This window comes from Salinibacter sp. 10B (assembly GCF_002954405.1).
GTDB lineage: Bacteria > Bacteroidota > Rhodothermia > Rhodothermales > Salinibacteraceae > Salinibacter.
The window spans coordinates 3,553,006-3,571,998 of record NZ_MQWC01000004.1 but is presented as its reverse complement, the minus strand read 5'-3'; the positions used below and the strand labels follow the sequence as shown (position 1 = coordinate 3,571,998).

Annotated in this window: 14 protein-coding genes; 4 read left to right on the top strand and 10 right to left on the bottom strand. The window is 61.0% G+C overall.

Features of this window, described 5'->3' with window-relative positions:
* Position 1: 1 nt before the first annotated feature.
* Positions 2-484 carry a nucleoside deaminase gene (locus BSZ35_RS14580; RefSeq protein WP_181149358.1) on the bottom strand — a complete coding sequence of 161 codons (483 nt, stop codon included), beginning with the start codon at positions 482-484 and terminating at the stop codon, positions 2-4.
* A gap of 627 nt (positions 485-1,111) precedes the next feature.
* Between BSZ35_RS14580 and BSZ35_RS14575 the strand changes: the two genes are divergently transcribed.
* A complete protein-coding gene (locus BSZ35_RS14575) occupies positions 1,112-1,495 on the top strand; it encodes a response regulator (protein WP_105013124.1) in 384 nt (127 codons plus the stop codon).
* A gap of 70 nt (positions 1,496-1,565) precedes the next feature.
* Here BSZ35_RS14575 and BSZ35_RS14570 read toward each other — a convergent pair whose 3' ends face one another.
* Together BSZ35_RS14570 and BSZ35_RS14565 are read right to left on the bottom strand one after the other, a co-directional pair.
* Positions 1,566-1,958, bottom strand: a complete 393-nt coding sequence (locus BSZ35_RS14570) for a hypothetical protein (protein WP_105013123.1) — start codon at positions 1,956-1,958, stop codon at positions 1,566-1,568.
* A 180-nt stretch (positions 1,959-2,138) separates the two neighbouring features.
* The gene (locus BSZ35_RS14565) at positions 2,139-5,096 is read right to left on the bottom strand and encodes a hypothetical protein (protein WP_146110123.1); all 2,958 of its coding nucleotides are present in this window, start codon (positions 5,094-5,096) and stop codon (positions 2,139-2,141) included.
* Between the two features lie 736 nt (positions 5,097-5,832).
* Here BSZ35_RS14565 and ppk1 point away from each other — a divergent pair.
* Both ppk1 and BSZ35_RS14550 read left to right on the top strand, forming a co-directional pair.
* Complete coding sequence (ppk1, locus tag BSZ35_RS14555) at positions 5,833-8,070, top strand: polyphosphate kinase 1 (protein ID WP_258096589.1); 2,238 nt, start codon at positions 5,833-5,835, stop codon at positions 8,068-8,070.
* 33 nt (positions 8,071-8,103) lie between these two features.
* Positions 8,104-8,739, top strand: coding sequence for a hypothetical protein (locus BSZ35_RS14550; RefSeq protein WP_105013120.1), 636 nt, complete (start codon positions 8,104-8,106; stop codon positions 8,737-8,739).
* Positions 8,740-8,820: 81 nt separating this feature from the next.
* Here BSZ35_RS14550 and BSZ35_RS14545 read toward each other — a convergent pair whose 3' ends face one another.
* The 3 genes from BSZ35_RS14545 to obgE form a co-directional block, all read right to left on the bottom strand.
* Positions 8,821-9,957: an aminotransferase class V-fold PLP-dependent enzyme gene (locus BSZ35_RS14545; protein ID WP_105013119.1), complete on the bottom strand. Its 1,137-nt coding sequence runs from the start codon at positions 9,955-9,957 to the stop codon at positions 8,821-8,823.
* A 310-nt stretch (positions 9,958-10,267) separates the two neighbouring features.
* Positions 10,268-11,434 (bottom strand): DNA-processing protein DprA, encoded by a 1,167-nt coding sequence (dprA, locus tag BSZ35_RS14540; protein WP_105013118.1) that lies wholly within the window; start codon positions 11,432-11,434, stop codon positions 10,268-10,270.
* Positions 11,431-12,462, bottom strand: coding sequence for a GTPase ObgE (obgE, locus tag BSZ35_RS14535; RefSeq protein WP_105013117.1), 1,032 nt, complete (start codon positions 12,460-12,462; stop codon positions 11,431-11,433). Before obgE ends, dprA begins: the two co-directional genes overlap by 4 nt.
* A gap of 371 nt (positions 12,463-12,833) precedes the next feature.
* On the opposite strand from obgE, the gene rnhA reads away from it, so the two are divergent.
* Positions 12,834-13,277 carry a ribonuclease HI gene (gene rnhA, locus BSZ35_RS14530; protein ID WP_105013116.1) on the top strand — a complete coding sequence of 148 codons (444 nt, stop codon included), beginning with the start codon at positions 12,834-12,836 and terminating at the stop codon, positions 13,275-13,277.
* Positions 13,278-13,309: 32 nt separating this feature from the next.
* Here the strand turns inward: rnhA and BSZ35_RS14525 are convergent, their stop codons facing one another.
* The 4 genes from BSZ35_RS14525 to BSZ35_RS14510 all read right to left on the bottom strand — a co-directional run bounded on the left by BSZ35_RS14525 (position 13,310) and on the right by BSZ35_RS14510 (position 18,749).
* Complete coding sequence (locus BSZ35_RS14525) at positions 13,310-13,936, bottom strand: YigZ family protein (protein ID WP_105013115.1); 627 nt, start codon at positions 13,934-13,936, stop codon at positions 13,310-13,312.
* A gap of 66 nt (positions 13,937-14,002) precedes the next feature.
* A complete protein-coding gene (locus BSZ35_RS14520) occupies positions 14,003-15,187 on the bottom strand; it encodes a pyridoxal phosphate-dependent aminotransferase (RefSeq protein WP_105013114.1) in 1,185 nt (394 codons plus the stop codon).
* Positions 15,188-15,754: 567 nt separating this feature from the next.
* Positions 15,755-17,881, bottom strand: coding sequence for a helix-hairpin-helix domain-containing protein (locus BSZ35_RS14515; RefSeq protein ID WP_181149357.1), 2,127 nt, complete (start codon positions 17,879-17,881; stop codon positions 15,755-15,757).
* A 40-nt stretch (positions 17,882-17,921) separates the two neighbouring features.
* Positions 17,922-18,749: a hypothetical protein gene (locus BSZ35_RS14510; RefSeq protein ID WP_105013112.1), complete on the bottom strand. Its 828-nt coding sequence runs from the start codon at positions 18,747-18,749 to the stop codon at positions 17,922-17,924.
* Between the last annotated feature and the right edge of the window lie 244 nt (positions 18,750-18,993).

Below are 18,993 nucleotides of genomic sequence, written 5' to 3'. Positions count from 1 at the left end.
CTCAGTATTCTACCCGCTCCTCGTAGTCGCGCCAAGCCTCAAAAGGCCGCTGGGCCTCCGTCTCCAAGTGCTGCGTCATCGGAATGCGGCGATCGGCAGGCGGCGTATCGATCTCCTGGTAGATGTGATCGTCGTCAAAGCCCGCCTGTGCGGCGTCGGTACGGGTAGCGGCATAAACGACGCGGTCAAGCCGCGCCCAATAGATGGCGCCCAGGCACATGGGACAGGGCTCACAGGTCGAAATGAGAGTACAACCCTCCAACTCAAAGTGGCCGCGCTCCTGACAAGCCGCTCGGATGGCCGTAATTTCGGCGTGGGCCGTGGGATCGTGGACGGTCGTCACTCGGTTCGTCCCCCGTGCCAGCACCGTGTCGTCCTCTACGACGAGCGCCGCAAACGGACCGCCGAGGCCGGACTCGACATTTTCAACGGCCAGATCGAGGGCATCTCGCAGAAAAGAAGTAGAATTGAAAGGGGCAGACATGGTGGAGCGTGGGCGGCGAGAAAGAAAATCCGTTCCTCTCAAAGTGCCAAACCGCATGGCGTTCCGAGCCGAAGCTCTCCCCGCACCAATCTTCAGAAGAGTCCAGTATGCTGGGCCGAAAAACGGCGCGTGTCATGCGGGTCCTCTTTTAGAAATGTCGGTTCGATTCTTGCTTTAGACTTTCCCTCAATACCATGGGCAGCAGTGGTTCTTCTGCCTGTGTCTGCGTGGGTGCGTGTCTCTTCGCAAGAATGCGCTCAGCTGGTGTTACTGGAATGGCATGTGATAATTCTCAAATCGTGAGAACGGTACTGGTTGTCGCTTTGGCTTGACCCTCCCCTTCTCGATGGTCAGAGCCTCAAGACGGCTTAGGCAATAGTGTGAAATATGTGCACCGCCGCAAACGCAAGCTCATTCTTTCTTACGTCGCAAAGGAATCATACGCTGATTCGATCGCACCAGCCGTATTAGTTTTTGCGAAGAGTCGCGCGCCCCGTCTCGTTCTGAAACTGGGACTGCTTTTATTCTTTCCTACCCTTAGACGAAGCAGCTCCCCTCAGGCGAGTTGACCCTCGCCTGGGTACGTGCGCTCGACGCCTTGGCTTTCAGACCCGTTTTTCCGTTTCCATGAGTGCAGCAGAGACGCCCCGCATTCTCGCGGTCGAAGACAACTCCGAAACCCAACTGCTTCTAGAACACCTGCTGAAGAAGTCCTTCGAGGTTGTCGTTGTGCCAGGAGTGGATGCGGCTCTTGAGGCTGTCGACGATCACTCGTTCGATGCCCTGCTCCTCGACATCAACCTCAGCGAGCAGCGTACCGGCACGGATCTTCTTCACCTTCTCCGCGAACGTGACGATATGGCAGACGTGCCCGCGATTGCCCTGACGGCCTACGCCATGCCGGGCGATCGGGAGGACTTCTTGGAGGCCGGGTTCGATCAGTACGTGAGCAAGCCCTTTACGCGAGCCGATCTTAAAGAGGCGATCGAGATGACCCTTGCGCCGAAGTAGACATTCATAGAAATGCCCGGAGTGAGGATCACTCCGGGCAAAGGTCTCTCAAGAAGGAGAGAGGGATATGTCAATTCATGCACGTCGCCTTCAGGGTCTCCCGACGGTCGTCCAGAGTGTTCTGCCACTCCTCTTCGGCCACCGGCTTATCGCCCTTGAAGTACTCCCACTCGTCCACGTTGTCGTCCGAGACGATCACCGGGTTGTCCATGTGGGCCACTCGCTTCAGAACCGGGGAGGTGCCCATCTGGTGAACGAACGTGATGGTGCAGCTTCCGTCGGCCGTCTTTTCCTTTACCGACAGCCAGTTGTCCCCGCAGACCTGGCAGCTGTAAAAACGCGACTCTTGCTCGCCGCCGAGGAGGTTTTGCACCTCGTGATCCTCCTCTTCGTCGAACACTACCTGCATGGGCCGCAGGCTCTCGCATCCGCAGGTCTTGCACGTCAGCTTTTCCTTCTCCATAAGATGGATGGCGCTGAATAATTCGACTTGGCGTGGACAAAGGGCGAACGCTCCGCCTTAGAGAAGGTTCGACGCATTCACCCGTTTTCGTGTCCCAACGCCTCCGGCTTCGAGTCTGGCGGGCAGACGTTACGACACATTCTCCGGACTTGTATCTACAAACGCCGTTCCAGACCTCCACTACCGATAAATTGTCACCACGTCGTTGGTCTGAGGACGATAAGCAGCGCCAATACGAAGATCCAGCCCAAATCCGTAGAACACGCGGAGTTCGAGCCGGAGTCCCCCCCCAACGGACGAGAGGGCGTGGCCCCACCCTTCGTTCCCCACCGCCCCAAGGGTCTCTCCAAAGCCATACACCGACAGGGATTTTGCGTAGAGCGGAAGGATTGTGAACCCGTCGTCGATATACCAGAGCGGCTGGGTCACCTCCGCTTCCAGTTGCAGAAACGTGTCGTTTTGATTCTCGAACGAGTACCCGGCACTCAGTCCGTCATACCCACGAGGCACAAACGAGCTCGTATTGAAAATCGAGGCCTCATTCTGCACGAGCATCTGTGCGCCCAGTCGGATGCCGGTATGGCTAGATCGAAGAAAAGGAAGATAGGTGTTCACTGTGGCGACCATCCCTCGACTTCCCTCTCCGTCACTGGTCCATGTATCCACCTCTCCCTGGAGCCCAAGCACAACGCCGGTGTTGGGCACAAGGTCACGCGGATTTTGCTGGAGGCGATACCCGAAGACGGCCCGGGGGCTCACGGTGGCTCGGGTTGCGTAGTCGGTTGGCTCGGAGAACCGGCCCCCAAACAGCTGGGTCTGGCGCACGTCGGCAGTCACCCCAAGACGGAATCGCGTCTGATACACATTGGAGCGTAGAGTTACCGGAAGCCGCATTCCGATGGCTCCGCCCCGCTCTTCAACGCCTGCGAGAAACGTCTCCTGCCGGCCCCGAACGAGTGCCGTAAAGGGCCGGTCGTAGACGGAGAGGGACGGACGCAGGAGAAACGAGCCACTCTGTACGCGGGTCTCCCCCCACAACCGATCAGCCTGCCAGAAGGCGGTGCCTTGATACGCCCAGCGTCGGAGCGGATCAGCCCCCTGCACCCCGAGTCCAACGCCTGCGCCCAGCGGCCCCGTCCGATTCGGCTCCTCCAGATACGGCAGCGGCTCGTCGTTCCCCTCCCCGGCGAGCACAGGATACACCATTCGAGGGGCGAGGTGGCGCCAGGCGGCGTAGGGCCGCGCCTCGATCGTATCCAATGAGGAATGGGGCGTGAACCTCCGGTCTTCAATGAGCATTCCCCCGCCCGCTCCCCGCCAGAAGAGCGAGTCTGGTACGATGGTCGCCGAGTCAGGGCGGAACGCCATCTGCACCAGATCGTGGCGCTCATGCCGATAGTTGACGAACGCGAGCGTGGAGCGGTCGGGCGAGAGCGAGGGCTCCAAAGCCCCGAACCGGACGTTGGCCAGTTTCAGGAGGCGTTCCGTATCCGTGTCGTAGGCAAAAACGTTGGATGTCCCCCTCGGATCGGCCGCAAACAGCAGATACCGTCCCTCCGGTCCCCAGCTCACATCATGAATGACCGCGTCTTTGAATCCAATCCAGGGACGCAGGTGAGCAGAAGGGCTCAGGGGACGACGAGCACGGTAGAGATGCTGTCGTCCCTTCTCATTTATTAGCACCGCAATGGTCGAATCTTGGGGCGACGGGGCCACCTGCCGGATGCTCCGTGCATTCTTCGGGGTAAGCATGTCCGTGGACCGATTATCACCGATCCGTATCCACCGCGTAAACGGACCATCGTTCGTGATGGCGTACACGGTGCGTCCGGGGCCCGCGGCGGGCGCAAAGGCCCGTGCCCCATCGGTCAGACGCGTCGCCGAGCCGTCCGCCAAATCCACACGCTCCACTTCTGCAATCTCTTGCCGAGACACCAGTGGATCCTGCACGTATCGGCCCGCAAGGAGGGACGAGGAGTCTGCCCCAAGACTGTAGGCCCGATCTTCTGTAAGCGTCTGTACTCGAATGAGCGTGCGCCTGCCCGTTTGGGCATCGATGCGGTAGAATCCTGGTCGCACGTCGTACCCGTGTACGTAGGCCACCAGCGTACTGTCGGTCACCCAGTACGGTCGGCGATGATTTCGCCCCTCCTTTCCGGACACCACAGAATGGGCCGTAAACGGCTTCCGGCGATCAAGTTCGGCCTGATATTGTTTGCGGAATGCCGCCTGCATCTCGCGCCTCAGCTGATAGGGGAACTGATCGGTGCTGAGCCCCAACCAGACGCCGTGCCCAAAAAAGGGAAGGCGATTGTGCCATCGCACCGCCGTTCGGAAAAACTCCGTCGATGCCGAATCGCTGTGCTCGGCCAAGTACTCAAAGGCGTGTCCTCCCCCGATGTAGTGGCGATCGAACGGCTGCGTGTAGGCGGGCGACTCTAGTAGCTGCGTCAGGCTCCAGGGATCGTCTGAAAGCATCGCCGCCTTCATCTTCATCTGAAAAAGAGGCGCGTTCAGCCGTCCCGTCTCTGAATCGATCCGGCTTTCCCGGTATACTGCCGCTCCTTCGATGAACCCCGACGGGGCCAGCAGGTTGAGGGTCCGGGCCACGTCCGGTGCAAACAATCCGATGAGTCCGCCGACTCCAATGCCGGCCTCCACCTCGGCATGGGCAGCATGCACCAGCTCGTGCGGCCCCACGACGGCAGGCCACGACGATGCACGGGCCACCAGCGCGTCGGATTTGATACTGGGCGCCTCAATTTCTTGCCGGAACGGCAAGGGGTGGACAAACCCGTTGGACCGATCGTTGAAATTGTTGATGATGACTGGCATGTGGAGGTCCGCCCCCAGCCCAACCAGGGAGTCCGTTCCGGTGTACGTTTCTTCCAGTGCGGCAGCCGTACGTCGCGCCATGTCCTGCGCGCCGGTCTGGTAAATGAGGTCGAAGTGGTCGCTCTCCCATACCTGATACTCCACATCCGGTCGGTACGTGACCCCGTAGGCCCGCGGTTGCTGCGCTTGGACCGGGGCCAGAGTACCGATCCAAAGAAGGAGCCCCCCACACATCAACATCCCCCGCACGCATCGCCCCCTCGTGACAGCGAGCCACTCAACCAGATTACGGAAAACGTACATGCGTAGAAAAGATCGGTCCGTACAGCCTGTTTTGCGCCATCTCCCTCTTCATCTTGATGGTCGACCTTTTCGACCCTTCCCCCTTGAAGCGAGGAAAGTAAAGCCGTCCCCTCGAATGGATTCTAGTGATCTATCGCGTCCTCCGCCCGTCCGCCTGCGCGTGAATTCGTCCCTCCCTCTTAGGATTCATTTTTCGATAGGTGAATGGCATATGTGACCGTTTCTAGCGTGTGGTGCCGGACACACATGCTACCTACCGTTCCAAGAGCGACGCTGATAGCCAGAAATGGGTTCGAGGCACGCCCATCTTACCCTCATTCCGGGGATCAGTATCCTCATCGCCAGGGGCTCCAAGTCGATTTCGAGTGCCCACCTCCTCCGGTGGAGCCCCCGCATCGGAGTGGGGAAGGACGCCGTCCTCAACGAAGGCGCATTCCTTACGAAATGGAGCTCGGAAGTGTCCAATCATTTTCGATAGACGATATTAGGCTGCACGATCGCACTTTTCTAGACGAGTCCATAATACCAGTTCGTATGCGGTTCTCCAAACGACGTACGGCGTTGTATTGAATGTTGTCCGGATGTGTGATCGAAGACGATGTCCTGCCATTGTCCGCTGCCCCACGAATCAGCAGCACGAATGAGAAACCGCGTATTTCTCCCCAGGCGGAACCCAGAACTCACATCGGTTCGTTGAGAGGAACGAATCCCCTTTTTCAGCGCCCCTCGCTCGACCGTGTCCTCCAATTCCGATTCCGCTCCTGCCGCCGACGGGACGCCTTCCAACCCGGCCCCCATCCCCTCGCCTTCCGAATCAACGGCCTCAGCGGGCGCCACCTTCCCTCCCTCCGTCGAACAGCGCGACGTCCCCCCTCGGGCTGCGCTCGATCATCCACACCTCTATTTCAACCGTGAACTCAGCACCCTTGACTTTAACTGGCGGGTGCTACACCAGGCCCTCGACGACCGAACGCCGCTTCTAGAGCGCGTCTTTTTCGTCGCCATCACGGCAGGAAATCTCGACGAGTTTTTTCGGAAGCGCGTGGGGGGACTTATGCGACAGGCTGCCGCGGGCGTAACGAAGCCCTCGCCCGACGGGCGCACCCCGAAAGAGCAGTTGCGCCTCATTCGGGACGCCGTCGTTCCGCTGTATGATCGGCTCACCTCGTTCTGGGGCGAGACGCTCGTTCCCCGATTGCACGAGAAGGCCGGCATCCACATTCTCGACTACGATGCCCTATCTCCCTCCCAGCAGGCAGTGGCCGACGAATATTTTCAGGAGAATATTTTTCCGGTGCTCACTCCGCTTGCGGTCGACCCCGGCCACCCGTTCCCCTTCCTCTCCAATCTGAGCCTGTCGCTCGCCGTTACGCTCCACAATCCCAGACGCGACAAGGACCAGTTTGCTCGCGTGAAGGTGCCCTCCAACCGAAATCGGTGGGTGCCCCTGTCACAGCCGCACCACTACGTCCCGCTGGAGCAAGTCATCGCCCACAACCTGGCCGATCTCTTTCGCGGGATGGAGATTACCGGCGCCTACGCCTTTCGGGTGACCCGCAATGCCGACATGCGGCGCGAGGAAGAAGAGGCCGATGACCTGCTGAAGATGATCTCCGAAGAGCTTCGGGAACGCCGGTTTGCCCCCGTCGTCCGTCTCGAAGTGGAGCCGGGCATGCCGACGGACGTGCGGCAGTTGCTGACGGACGAGCTCAGCATTGCCGCCCGGGACGTGTACGAGACCAAAAGCCTCCTCGGTCACGTCGACTGCATGCCCCTCTCGGACCTCGACGTTCCCGAGCATAAATACACGCCGTGGGAGCCGATCGTCCCGCCTCGCCTCCGCCGGGAGGGCGACCCAACAGCGCTCATTCGAAAGGGCAAAACGGCCGACTACCCCAACATCTTCGCCGCCATCCGCGAATCCGACATTTTGGTGCACCACCCGTACGACTCCTTTCAGGAAAGCGTGCAGCGGTTTGTAGAAGAGGCCGCCGACGATCCGCAGGTGCTCGCCATCAAACAAACGCTCTACCGCACCTCCGAAAACTCGCCCATCGTGGCCGCCCTCGTCGACGCCGCAGAGCAGGGCAAACAAGTGGCCGTGCTCGTGGAGGTGAAGGCCCGATTCGACGAGGCCAACAACATCGAGTGGGGGCGGATGCTGGAGGAGTCGGGTGTGCACGTGGCGTACGGCCTCGTCGGGCTCAAGACGCACGCGAAGGTTACGCTCGTCATCCGGCAGGAGGACGGGGAACCACGGACCTACTGCCACATCGGCACCGGCAATTACAATCCGAAGACGGCCCGACAGTATACCGACGTGGGTCTTTTCACCCGCAACGAGGATGTCGGCTACGACATCACGAACCTCTTTCACTACCTCACCGGCTATGCCCCGGAACAGCACTACCGCGAGCTTCTGGTGGCCCCCCAAAACATGCGGCGTCGCTTCGAAGAATTGATTCAACGTGAGATTGACCACGCGACCGCAGGACGAGAGGGCCGGATCATCGCGAAGATGAATCAACTGAACGATGAGGGAATGATCCAGCACCTGTACCGGGCCTCCCAGGCCGGCGTGCAGATCGACCTCATCGTACGTGGCCACTGCCTCTTACGTCCCCGTCTGGAAAACTACAGCGAAAATATTCGCGTGACGAGCATTCTGGGCCGTTTTCTGGAACATACTCGCATCTACTACTTCGGCAACGATGGAGAGGAGGAGGTGTACATTGGCAGTGCCGACTGGATGAGTCGAAATCTGAATGATCGCGTGGAGGCCATCGTGGAGGTCAAAGCGCCGCAACACAAGGAACGCCTGCTGGACCTCCTCGACGCTGCTCTTACCGATCGGCGTTCGGCCTGGGACCTGAAGGCCAGCGGTCGGTACGTGCAGCGCGTTCCCACCACCCCCGACGAGGCCATGGGCTTTCAGGAGCAGTTGATGGCCCATGCTCAACACCGAACTCTGTAGCCCTCCCTCACGCTCTCACCGACTGTACGCTCCATGGACGATACACTCGAAGTACGCTGGTTCGTTGACGGTGCGCCCCCCGACGCCGTCGTCGACTGGATCCACTCGCTGGGTGCCGAGGCCGAATCGGCCCGCACCGACCTCTACCTTGTCTCCAACGACCCAGGGATGAACGTGAAGCTCCGCGAGGGCAAGGTGCAAACCAAACACCGCATGGGCGACCGCACGCCCATCACGTTTGCGGACAACGTAAAAGGCGTGCAGGAACGTTGGGTAAAGTGGAGTTTCCCCACCGTCGAACAGCATCACGACCTCTTCGAAGACGACCCCACCGGCCTCTGGGTGCCGGTCCACAAGCAGCGCCTCCGGCTCGAAATCGCGCCCGACGAACAGGCCGCCCGCCTCGACCACATGATTGAATCGGACCCGGCCGAGGCCAAGATTGAGCTGACGGAGGTTCGTTCGGACGGGCATCAGGCATGGTCCATCTGCATGGAGGCGGAAGGACGCCCGGAGGCATTGCCCGGTACGTTGCAGCAGATGGGGAATCATCTCTTCGGCCAGGGCGATCCTCCTTCCCTCTCGCCGGACGACTCGTACGGATACGCCCGCTGGATTCAGACGCTGACGGCATCGTCGGACGAACCCTCCCCCGCGTCTGTAACGTAGCCCCCTGCCTGCTCCCCCTGTCCGCTCCGGCGACAAACCGCCGAAAATGCGGCTTTACGCCTCCCGGCGAATGGCTTTTGATCACAGAAAGGAATCGACCGCATCCAAGACGTGTCGCAGGTCGGATGCGTTGTTGTAGTACGTGGGCGCAAACCGAACCTTCTGGTTCCGCACAGCCGCGGTGATGTCGTGAGCCGCGAGGTGCTCAAACAGTGCATCGGGCTCCTCCGGAGCGATGGTGACGATGCCGCTCGCATGCTGGGGATCGGACGTTCCGTATCGCCGCAGTCCGCGCTCTGCCAACTCCGTTGCGAGGGTCGTAGAAAGATCCACCACCTGTTCTTCGCACCAGGCCGGCCCAGCGTTGAGGTGAAGGCCGAGAGCTGCATGCAACGCTGCCACCCCGACGCTGTTGAGCGTACCGGTGCGAAACCGACGCGCATCGTCGTGAAACGTCAACTCATACCGATCGAGGTGCTCCCAGTCAACCGGCCCATGCAACCAGCCGGTAGGCGGCCGGAGCCGATCCTGCAGCGCCGCGTCGCAATAAAGCAGGCCAATCCCCTGCGTCGCCATCAGCCACTTGTGCCCCCCCGCCGCAAGAAAATCAATTCCCGCTGCCTCCACGTCGATTTGGAGGGCCCCGAGCCCCTGAATCGCGTCGACGCAGAACAGGACATCGTGGGCGTCGCACAGCTCGCCGATCGCCTCTAGGTCGGCCCGAAACCCGGAGAGGAAGTGTACCCACGAGACCGAAAGAAGCCGCGTTTCGGGGCGTAGGGTCTGCTCAATGTCGTCGAGCGTATAGGCACCTTCATCGGTCGGTACAAAATCCACGTCGACTCCCTCTTCCTCCAGATTCAAGAAGGGATACACGTTGGTTGGGAACGCCCCATCCGGGAGTGCAATGCGGTCGCCTGCCGTCCAGTCGAGTCCCTGAGCCAGCACGTTGAGGCCGGTTGAGGTATTGGGAATGAACTCGATTTGCTCCGGTGCGGTCCCCAGCACCCGTGACGCCCGCTCTTTGCCCTCTACCATGAGCGGCTGAAAAGCCTCAAAGTTGGCAATGGGCGCATTTGGATCCGCCCCGTGCCGCTCGGCCACATACTCGTCGATGGCTGCTTTTACGGGGCGGCTCATGGGACTCACCGCCGCGTGATTAACGTATGTCCGGTGGTCGGTATGGGGAAAGTGAGCACGCAGCTCATCGACGGTCATCGGGGGACACCATTATTTGAAGACAATGGACTCTTTTCACGGGCACCTGCGCCCAGCGTTCGTTCCTCCGTCCGGGTCGTCCCGCTTCTTACGATGCTTGTCGATCTCATATCGGGCCTGCGCTTCATCGGAGGCCTCCCAACGTGTCCCCCCGACGGTCAACTGCAGCCGCAGAAAATCAAAGAGCCGAATGGCCAGTGATCATGACGAAAAAGCGGAAGACTCGTGCCCACGAAAAAACCGGCTTTCCTACACAAAATGGCCATGCCCCGCTCTTCATCATGGCTTGTGCCCCTTCTCCGCAAGCTGATTAGGCGCGTCGAAATTGTTTGCCCGCCAGTTGCCGCACAAGCCCTTTAAACTCCAACTCTAGCAGGGACACGAGTGCTGTCGACGGGTCGAGCCCCGTTTCCTCACAGAGCGCATCCACGTGCATCGGCGTATCGGAGAGGGCGTCGTAGAGCACCTGCTCGGGTCCTTCCAACTCTTCGGCAGGGTCCGGCCTCGTACCGGAAGCCACCATGTCTGCATCCACGTCTTCCGCCGTCTCCACCGTCAGATCCGGCAATTCTTCCAACAGATCCTCGATCTCCATCACCAGCTTTGCGTGTCCCTGTTGGATGAGCCGATTCGTTCCGAGACTGGAGTCTTTCGTGACATTTCCGGGGAGGGCAAAAACCTCCCGGTTCTGCTCCAACGCCAGCCGCGCCGTGATGAGAGCCCCACCCTCTGCATACGACTCGACGACAAGCGTACCGAGGGCGAGTCCGCTCAGAATCCGATTGCGTTCCGGAAAATTCGGGGCGTCGGGCTCCGCGTCGATAGCATACTCCGACAGCACAGCCCCGCTCTCCGCAATCCGTTTGGCAAGCGACGTGTGCTTGGGAGGATAAATACATCCCACGCCAGAGCCAAGCACAGCCAGGGTCCGCCCCCCGGCGTCGAGGGCCCCCTTATGGGCGGCAGCGTCAATGCCGTAGGCCAATCCGCTCACAACCGTGAAGCCGCGGCGGGCCAGCGCTCCCGCAAGATGATGCGCCTGTGCCCGGCCGTAGTCGGTGCAGCGGCGCGTGCCCACGACCGTCACCATTGGCGCCGCTTCCTCCGGCAGCGTGCCTCGCATCCAGAGAAAGGCCGGCGGATCGTAGATCTCACGGAGTCGGTCGGGGAACCGATCGTCCCACGGCGAGATGAGTGTGGCCTCAAGGTCGTCGGCCCGACCCATCTCCTGCTCCACCGCTGCGCGGTCCTCGAACGTGAGAATGGCCTCGGCGGTCTGCGGACCCACCCCGTCCACCCGTTCGAGGGCAGAGCGCGACGCCCGAAAGACCGCACTCGGGGCCTCAAAGTGAGCAAGAAGCGCCCGCAGGCGCGTCGCCCCCACACCGGGGACGAGGGAGAGCCCGATCAGGGCGCGCTGTTCTTGGGAAGTGTCGAGATCAGGAGAGGGGTCGTCGGAATCGAGGGGCAGTCTCATGCCTCAGTTGGGGTCGGCGAAGTGTGCGACCGTACGGATTTGACCTGCTCGAAGAGGGTATACTTGAGTTGATCGAGGCCAATGTCGGCCGCGGCGCTAATGGGAAGAAGAGGAACGTCGTCGGGAAAAGCATCCGCCACTACATCGGGCAAAAGCTCGCGCTCGTCGGGCGCGAGAATGTCGACCTTGGAGAGAGCAATCACATGGGGCTTGTCCATCAGGTCGGCCTCGTACGATTCGAGTTCGTGCACAAGCTGCTCGTATTCGTCGTGAAGGTCTTTGGACGTGATGGGAATGACGAAGAGAAGAACGGACGTGCGCTCAATATGGCGCAAAAACTGGAGGCCAAGTCCCTTTCCCTCATGGGCATCCTCGATAATGCCGGGAATGTCCGCCATCACGAAGGTTTCGAAGTCGCTCACGTAAATCATCCCCAGCTGGGGCGTGAGGGTGGTGAACGGGTAGTCCGCCACCTTGGGCTCCGCCGCAGAGATGGCCGAGACGAGCGTGCTCTTGCCGGCATTCGGGAAGCCGACGAGCCCCACGTCTGCCATCAGCTTGAGCTCGAAGGTGAGGTGGCGTTCCTCCCCCTTCTCCCCCGGCTGGGCGTGACGAGGCGCCTGGTTCGTGCTCGATTTGAAGAAAGCGTTGCCGCGTCCGCCCTGCCCGCCCTTTGCCACGCAAATCCGCTGTCCGTCCTCAATCACCTCGCCCAAAACCATCCCCGAGTCGGTCTCTTTGACAACCGTCCCCGGCGGCACGCGAATCACCTTATCCTCGCCCGACGCCCCGGTCTGCTCCCGGCGCCCCCCCGGCTCCCCATCCCCAGCGAAGACGTTCTTGTTGTGGCTCAGGTCCATCAGGGTATAGAGGTTCTCGTCGGCCTCCACGTATACGGATCCACCATCCCCTCCGTCCCCGCCCGACGGCCCGCCCTTCGGCACATACTTCTCCGTTCGCCACGTGACGACGCCCTTCCCCCCGTCGCCACTTTTCACTTTGAGGTCGACCTCATCCAAAAACTGCATTCGTCACTCCGCTCTATCCAAAAGTCAACAACATATGTCGTACGCCGGGCGCCTCCACAAAGTTTTTCCACACCTGCGTCCCTCGCCCTACACGTTTTCACGACGGCTTTCCGGACAAACGGTGGACGCCCCTCGCCCCACCCCGTAGATTGCGCGTGCCGATGCTGGGAATCCCAGATCCCCACGGCCTGATGCTCCGCCACATGCGACAGCCCAACCCAATGAGCGTGCCCCTCGTGGATCATAGCGTGATCCGTGGTTCGTGAACCGTGGTCGTTCGACGATCAGATACCTACGCGTCACGTATCACGCCTTACGCGACGTCATTCATACGAGAACGTCCCCTACTCAACGACTCCTCCCCCTGCACAATGTCCAAGAAGAACGTGACCATCTACACCGACGGCGCCTGCAGCGGCAATCCCGGCCCGGGCGGCTGGGCCGCCATCGTCATTGCCGGCGAGGACGCCGAGCGCCTGACCGGTGGCGAGCCGCACACCACCAACAATCGCATGGAGCTGACCGCTGCGCTCGAAGCCCTGAAGGCCCTTGACGAGCCCACCTCCGTCACGCTTCACACTGACAGTGCCTACCTTTCGAATGCCTTCAATCAGGGCTGGCTCGACAGTTGGCAGGAAAACAACTGGCAGACCTCCTCCAACGACGACGTGAAAAACAAAGGACTGTGGAAGGCTTTGCTGAAGCAGGCCGACCGGCACGACGTGGAATGGGTGTGGGTCAAAGGCCACGCCGATAATGAACTCAACAACATGGCCGACGAGCTGGCCGTGGCCGCGATGGAGCAGTATAAGTGAATGGGCGAGAGGACGCGCGGGAGCGTACTCGCTCACGCTTCGCTCTCATGCTCTCCGACGCTTAAAATTTCGCCCCGGTCAGACAGTCCATTCCGAAACGCCTCGACGAACGCCTCCACCTCCGAGGCCCGCACGCCGACGGTTAACTCGGTCACGTCCGTGTAGTCACTGTCTGTCACCTCTGCATCGAAGTGCTGAAGCACTTGACGCGCCGGGGCCGTATCGTCGTAAGTAAAGCGGAGCCGCACCGGGGTCCGTACTACCTTCTCAACGATCGTCGCCCGTTCGAGCGCCGCATCGGCCGCATCCGCGTAGGCCCGCATGAGACCGCCCGTCCCCAGCTTCGTCCCGCCGAAGTAGCGCGTGACAATAATGAGCGTATTCGTGAGGTCCCGTCCGTCGATCTGGCGAAGAATCGGCTGCCCGGCCGTCCCGCTCGGCTCACCATCGTCATCGTAACGAAAGTCGTCGCCGTCTCTCCCCAGTCGATAGGCAAAACAGTGGTGGGACGCCTTGCGCTCCCGCTCCCGCACGACCTCGAGGTGGGCCTCTACGTCTTCTCGCGTCTCCACCGGATATATCTCTGCCACAAAGCGCGAGCCCTCTACTTTGAGCTCTGCCTGCCCCTCGCCGTTGATGGTTCGATACGTATCGTCCACAACCACTCTGTCTCGAAATAAAAACCGCCTTACCTCTCGCCGTTCCCCACTCGTCCTTCCTTGCCCTCACCCAAATGCTGCCCGCAGTTGCTCGCAGGCCTGCCGGAGCACCGGCAGTTCCTTGGCAAAGCAGAACCGGAGCTGGTACTTCCCATCAGCCGGGTTCTGGTAGAACGACCGCCCCGTGACACTCGCAATTTTCGCCTCCTGGACGAGCGTCTCGCACGCCGCCTCGTCGTCCGCAAATCCGGACCGCTCCTCGGCAAGATCCCCAAAATCCGCCAGCGCGTAGTACGCCCCCTCGGGCCAGGGCACATCGAACCCAATGTCCTCCAGCGTCTCGCACATCAATCGGCGCCGCTCGGCGTAGTCCGATTGCAGCTCGGCCACGTAGTCGTCGCCCATCTCGTCGAAGGCCGCGAGGGCTGCGTGCTGGAGGGGCCGAGGGGCGCATATGTAAAGCAAATCGTTCATGAGCCCCATCTTCTCAGCGATGGGATCCGGGGCCACCCCGTAGCCCAGCCGCCAGCCCGTCACGTTGTACGTCTTGGAGAAGCCCGAGAGGGTGATGGTGCGCTCGTAGGCGTCGGGCAGGCTCGCCAGGGATACGTGCTCCGCCCCATCGTAGAGCATGTACTCGTAGATCTCATCGGTGATGGCCACGAGATCCTCTTTCTGCATCAGGTCCAAAAGGGAACCAAGCTCCTCACGCGTCCACACCTTGCCGCTTGGATTGGCCGGCGTGTTCACAACAACAGCCTTCGTCTTTGGCGTGAGCACATCCTCAACCCGTTTTCGGTCGAACGTAGACGCAGGCCCTCCAAGGGGCACGTACCGAATCGTCGCCCCCGTGAGCTCCAGGATATTTCGGTGGTATCCGTAGAACGGCTCGAAGAGAACGACCTCATCCCCCTCCTCCAGCAGAGTGAACGCCGCCGCGACGAAGCAGCCGGTGGACCCAACGCCAACCATTACCTCCTCTGGCGAACTGGCGGGCAGGTCGTTTTCGTCCTGCACCTTCTCCAAGATGGCCCGGCGGAGCGGCTCGATGCCGGCATAATGCGAATAGATGGAGTGGTCGTCGGCGATGGCCTGTTGCGCGCGGGCCTTGATGGGCTGGGGGGTGGGCAAGTCGCAAATGCCCTGCCCGAGATTGATGCCCCCGGCTCGCTCTACGCGCTGAGTAACGGACCGAATATCGCTCTGCTCCAACGGGCGGGCGCGCTCAGCAATCGAGACGGAAAAGCTCATACGGTTGAGAGAACAACGAAGAGCTAGTGTGCCTCTAAGAAAAGAGCGCCAGTTCCGGGGTGCAAACAGAACCGCCTGTGCCGTAGATCCCCTCCCGAAGAAGCGACCCCCAACGTTCATTTCGCAGTTGTGGTCACCACCTTTGGAGTGTAGGATTGCAAAATTATCCGCCGGACGAGGGAGATGTCCCCGTTGTAGCGTCGCTGAACTCCAACGACGCTACACAGAGGATATTGACCGTTCAGGAAACGAAAAACCCAGTGCCACGGTGTGTCGCCCCTGCGGTTAAACTCGTAACGTCACAGTCCACCGGCGCTTCTGGAGCCCTCCTTGACAGTGCCGACGACACGAGAGGGGTTTGCGTATTGCTCCGCCGTACCTTCTTCCACCGGAGGTCTGCAGTAGGGATTCGGTATCCCCTTCACTCTCGTACACCAGACAGACGCATGCGGATGGGACTGAACCAGCACGGGGTCGTCCTCCACACGTAGACTATACCCTCCATCATTCCCCAGGACACCCGAAGCATCTAATCTTGATCTGGGCCCTCAGATTCCCAGCGCACGCTCATATCTGCCATCGGACCTGCAGACGAAGCTCTCGTACACGGGGACCGTCGGTGGCGTTCAGTCCTGAGCCGATTGTTCGACGATGTGGATACCAGGTCACGCCGTATTTTGCCTCAAAGGTCAGGGAGGATGTGGGCTCGTACTGCACGAGCAGATACGACCGCTGCCCCTGCCCAAACAGCACTGGCACCGAGAAGCTGTAGAGCAGATCGTGTTCGTAGGCGTAAAGACGAGCCGCAAAGCCGTCGGTATTGAAAAATGCGACCCGGGCATCAAAGTGTAAAGCTGGCAACGGTTGGAAACGAAGTCCCTGGTAGAGAAGCACTCCGTACGAGGGCGCAGCCGACGTGGAGGCACGCGTCCCCTGGAGACGCGTCCGAAGCGTAAGGGCATCGCTGAACGTGTACTCTGTGTGCCAACGCACCGACTGCCGTTCTTCGGGCTGGACTGCCGACAGAAGACGCCCATTTGGCCCTCGTCGCTCCGTCCCCTTTTCTTCCTGCTCGGCCCGCACCTGAACAGAGGTGGAAAGCCAAGGGCGCGGGTCGTACTCCACCACGACTCGCGTGTCGATCCCGCTCGACGGTCGGGGTACGCTAAAGCGGAGCCAGGGATGGCGATACTGATCTACGTAAGCGGACACACTCCAACGCTCGGACACCCGCAAGCGGAGGCCGGTGTAGATCCCGACCTCGTTTTGGGTGGACCCGCTCTCGCCAATCGCGGAATTGTAGAGCCCATGAAACGCTTTCGGGAACCGACGGGCCAGCAGGAGCGCCTGGACACCGGCCTCATGGTCCAGAGATCCTCCCGCAAGGACGCCGTAGCGCCCAGACGGGGCGCGGGCGACCTCGCCGAAGAGCGTGTAATTCCCCACAAAGGTTGTTGCAAAGGCGCTTACCATGGACGTTTGCGTACCGGACACGTCGTACCGCTGATCGGGCTGGGGCGGCGGGCGAAGTGGGCGGTCGAACCGACTCTGGTATCCAACCAGACCGAGGTGAAGATTGGGGGTCTGGTATTCGAACGCACTGCCGACGGTCGTGAGCCCAAACGCATCCTTTCCCGCCAGTTCCCCGGGTGTGCGATGTTGTCCCCCTACCGAAAGGGTCCGTGCTGGAGGAGGTCCCGTTGCTTCTTCCGTTGATACCCGACTCGAATCGAGTGTGGCGTCGCGGTGGTGACGAGAACCGAACGCAGTCACGGAAAGAGAGGGCGTGAGAGCAACGGTGGCCCCCACGCCCCGGAAGAATCGGTTTTCGGCGGTGGACTGGTACGGAACGAGGCCCCGTCCGCTGCGAATGAGGGGCGATACTGGATCTCGCCCCTTGCCGAAGCTGAGCCCGCGCCACAGTGCTACCCCCTGTCCGAATTGAGCCGAAAAGTCGCCGACCACCAAGGTTTCCAACCGCCCAATGTCTTGCAAGGCGAAATTTCCAGTGATGTGATCAAAGCCGTAGGTGGCCGTCTGCGGCTGCCAGCGGAGTGCCTCTCCCGGATCCTTGTCAAGCGTAAGCGCAAACTGTACGCGTCGCTGGTAGCCGACTCGGACACGGGTAGTCAGACGGACCGGTGATCCCTGAAATGTCGTGTGGGCGGAGTCACTCTGAAATCCACGTCCGGGGTCAAGCTCCCGAGTCATTCGCTGCAGAAGGTCGAGCTCGAGATTGGAGACGATCGTATTCAGAGGAGGGGGCGACGGATAGGGGCCGACTGAGTCAGCATTGGTGGAGGCAACAGTGAGGTAGGAACGGACGGCGCGGAGCAATGAACGGTTCAGTCCCGGAATCTCGGCAAGCGCATCAAGCGAGGCGAAAGACCCGTGCTCAACACGATACCGAACGATCCGACGGGCAAGGGCCGGGGAAAGATGGGGAAGGGCACTGAGCTCCGAAGCAGACGCCCGATTTACGTCCAGGGGATTGCGGGTAAGGCGTGTGAGAGCCTCGACCGCTCGGCTCGTCGTTTCAGTGTCCAAGCGCTGCTCGTCGAGAACACGCTGAAGGCCATCGTACACGCCCGCCGAGTCGGCGCGGAGATCCGATTGTAGAGTGTCGGCGGTCGGTTGTGCGTGAATGACTACGGGCAGAAAACATCCGAGGCTGAATACGAGGACACGAAGCATGGGAGCAAAAAAAGCGGCGGATACACGAAACGAGCGTCCGTTACCACTGAACCCGCAAGGAAGCAGAGGGCGACCACCCCAGCTCCCGGTGCTGTTCGGCGGCGATGTCGGCATGGAGCGGCCCCAGCCGAAGGCCGGCGCCTCCCATGAAGCGAACGGGGACTGTGGTAACGCCCACCCGCAGTACGAGGGGAGAAACGGGAGAGACCTCAATTCCCCCACGCACCGATAGCGGGAAGCGATCTTCTTTAAACACGTCGGCGAGCACTGCCACATGGTCAAGCGCCCGATAGTGAATCCCCACGGCCAGTGTGCGGGGCAGAGTCATATTCGCCGCGTGGGCCCCGTTTACGTTTGTCGCATGGGCCCCGAAATGGAGCGACCGGAGCAGCGCAACGAGAAGTCCAACATTGAGCCCCACGGCCCCGGCACTTCCGTACCCCGCGATCGAGGTGTGATGATATCGCACTGTAGCTCCGGCATGAAGAGAACGGGTGGTCCCCAAGGACACGCTGCGTGCATATCCGGCGCTCAGGTGCACTTCGCGGTACTCCTCGAACCCGAACGTACTGATACCAGCCGACGGCGCCCCCCAACTGAAGGGGCGAACGACGTGTGCGGCCCCGTAGCGGAGCGCCGCCAGGCCAAAGCCCTCCCGGGCATAAAAACTCGCCACGGACCGGTCCCGAGTGGCTGCAGCAGCCGGATTGGCATGCACCCCAAGAGCCGACGGGGCGGCCGTCGTACTGTACCCGAGCGCATCCGCCCGGGCACTCCCGTAGAGATCATACGACGACTGACCGAAACTCAACACCGGAACGGTGCTTATTGCTACCCCGATCAGAAGAAGCCGAAGGGATAAAGGCATTGGCGAAAACAATCGAGCCGAAAAGAGCGGCGGCAGAACGATTGTGCATCCCTCCCCTACCGTGTACACACGCCCCCGAATGGAGGCCCTCGCCCGACCCGTCGTGATCAACGCTGCACATTCACGTCCGGCCATGTCGCCTCCAGCCCACCCTGAGCCGCCGTGTCCCCTGGCGCGCGTCCGTGCAACAAGAGCGAGCAGAGTTGGAAGTCGCCCGCTGAAACTTGTCGAGGATCGACCATTG

Coding starts and splice junctions, on each gene's coding strand:
- obgE (WP_105013117.1), bottom strand. CDS start 12,462: ATGCAGTTTTTGGATGAGGTCGACCTCAAAGTGAAAAGTGGCGACGGG.
- BSZ35_RS14570 (WP_105013123.1), bottom strand. CDS start 1,958: ATGGAGAAGGAAAAGCTGACGTGCAAGACCTGCGGATGCGAGAGCCTG.
- BSZ35_RS14515 (WP_181149357.1), bottom strand. CDS start 17,881: ATGCTTCGTGTCCTCGTATTCAGCCTCGGATGTTTTCTGCCCGTAGTC.
- dprA (WP_105013118.1), bottom strand. CDS start 11,434: ATGAGACTGCCCCTCGATTCCGACGACCCCTCTCCTGATCTCGACACT.
- BSZ35_RS14545 (WP_105013119.1), bottom strand. CDS start 9,957: ATGACCGTCGATGAGCTGCGTGCTCACTTTCCCCATACCGACCACCGG.
- BSZ35_RS14520 (WP_105013114.1), bottom strand. CDS start 15,187: ATGAGCTTTTCCGTCTCGATTGCTGAGCGCGCCCGCCCGTTGGAGCAG.
- BSZ35_RS14575 (WP_105013124.1), top strand. CDS start 1,112: ATGAGTGCAGCAGAGACGCCCCGCATTCTCGCGGTCGAAGACAACTCC.
- BSZ35_RS14510 (WP_105013112.1), bottom strand. CDS start 18,749: ATGCCTTTATCCCTTCGGCTTCTTCTGATCGGGGTAGCAATAAGCACC.
- BSZ35_RS14580 (WP_181149358.1), bottom strand. CDS start 484: ATGTCTGCCCCTTTCAATTCTACTTCTTTTCTGCGAGATGCCCTCGAT.
- BSZ35_RS14565 (WP_146110123.1), bottom strand. CDS start 5,096: ATGTACGTTTTCCGTAATCTGGTTGAGTGGCTCGCTGTCACGAGGGGG.
- rnhA (WP_105013116.1), top strand. CDS start 12,834: ATGTCCAAGAAGAACGTGACCATCTACACCGACGGCGCCTGCAGCGGC.
- BSZ35_RS14550 (WP_105013120.1), top strand. CDS start 8,104: ATGGACGATACACTCGAAGTACGCTGGTTCGTTGACGGTGCGCCCCCC.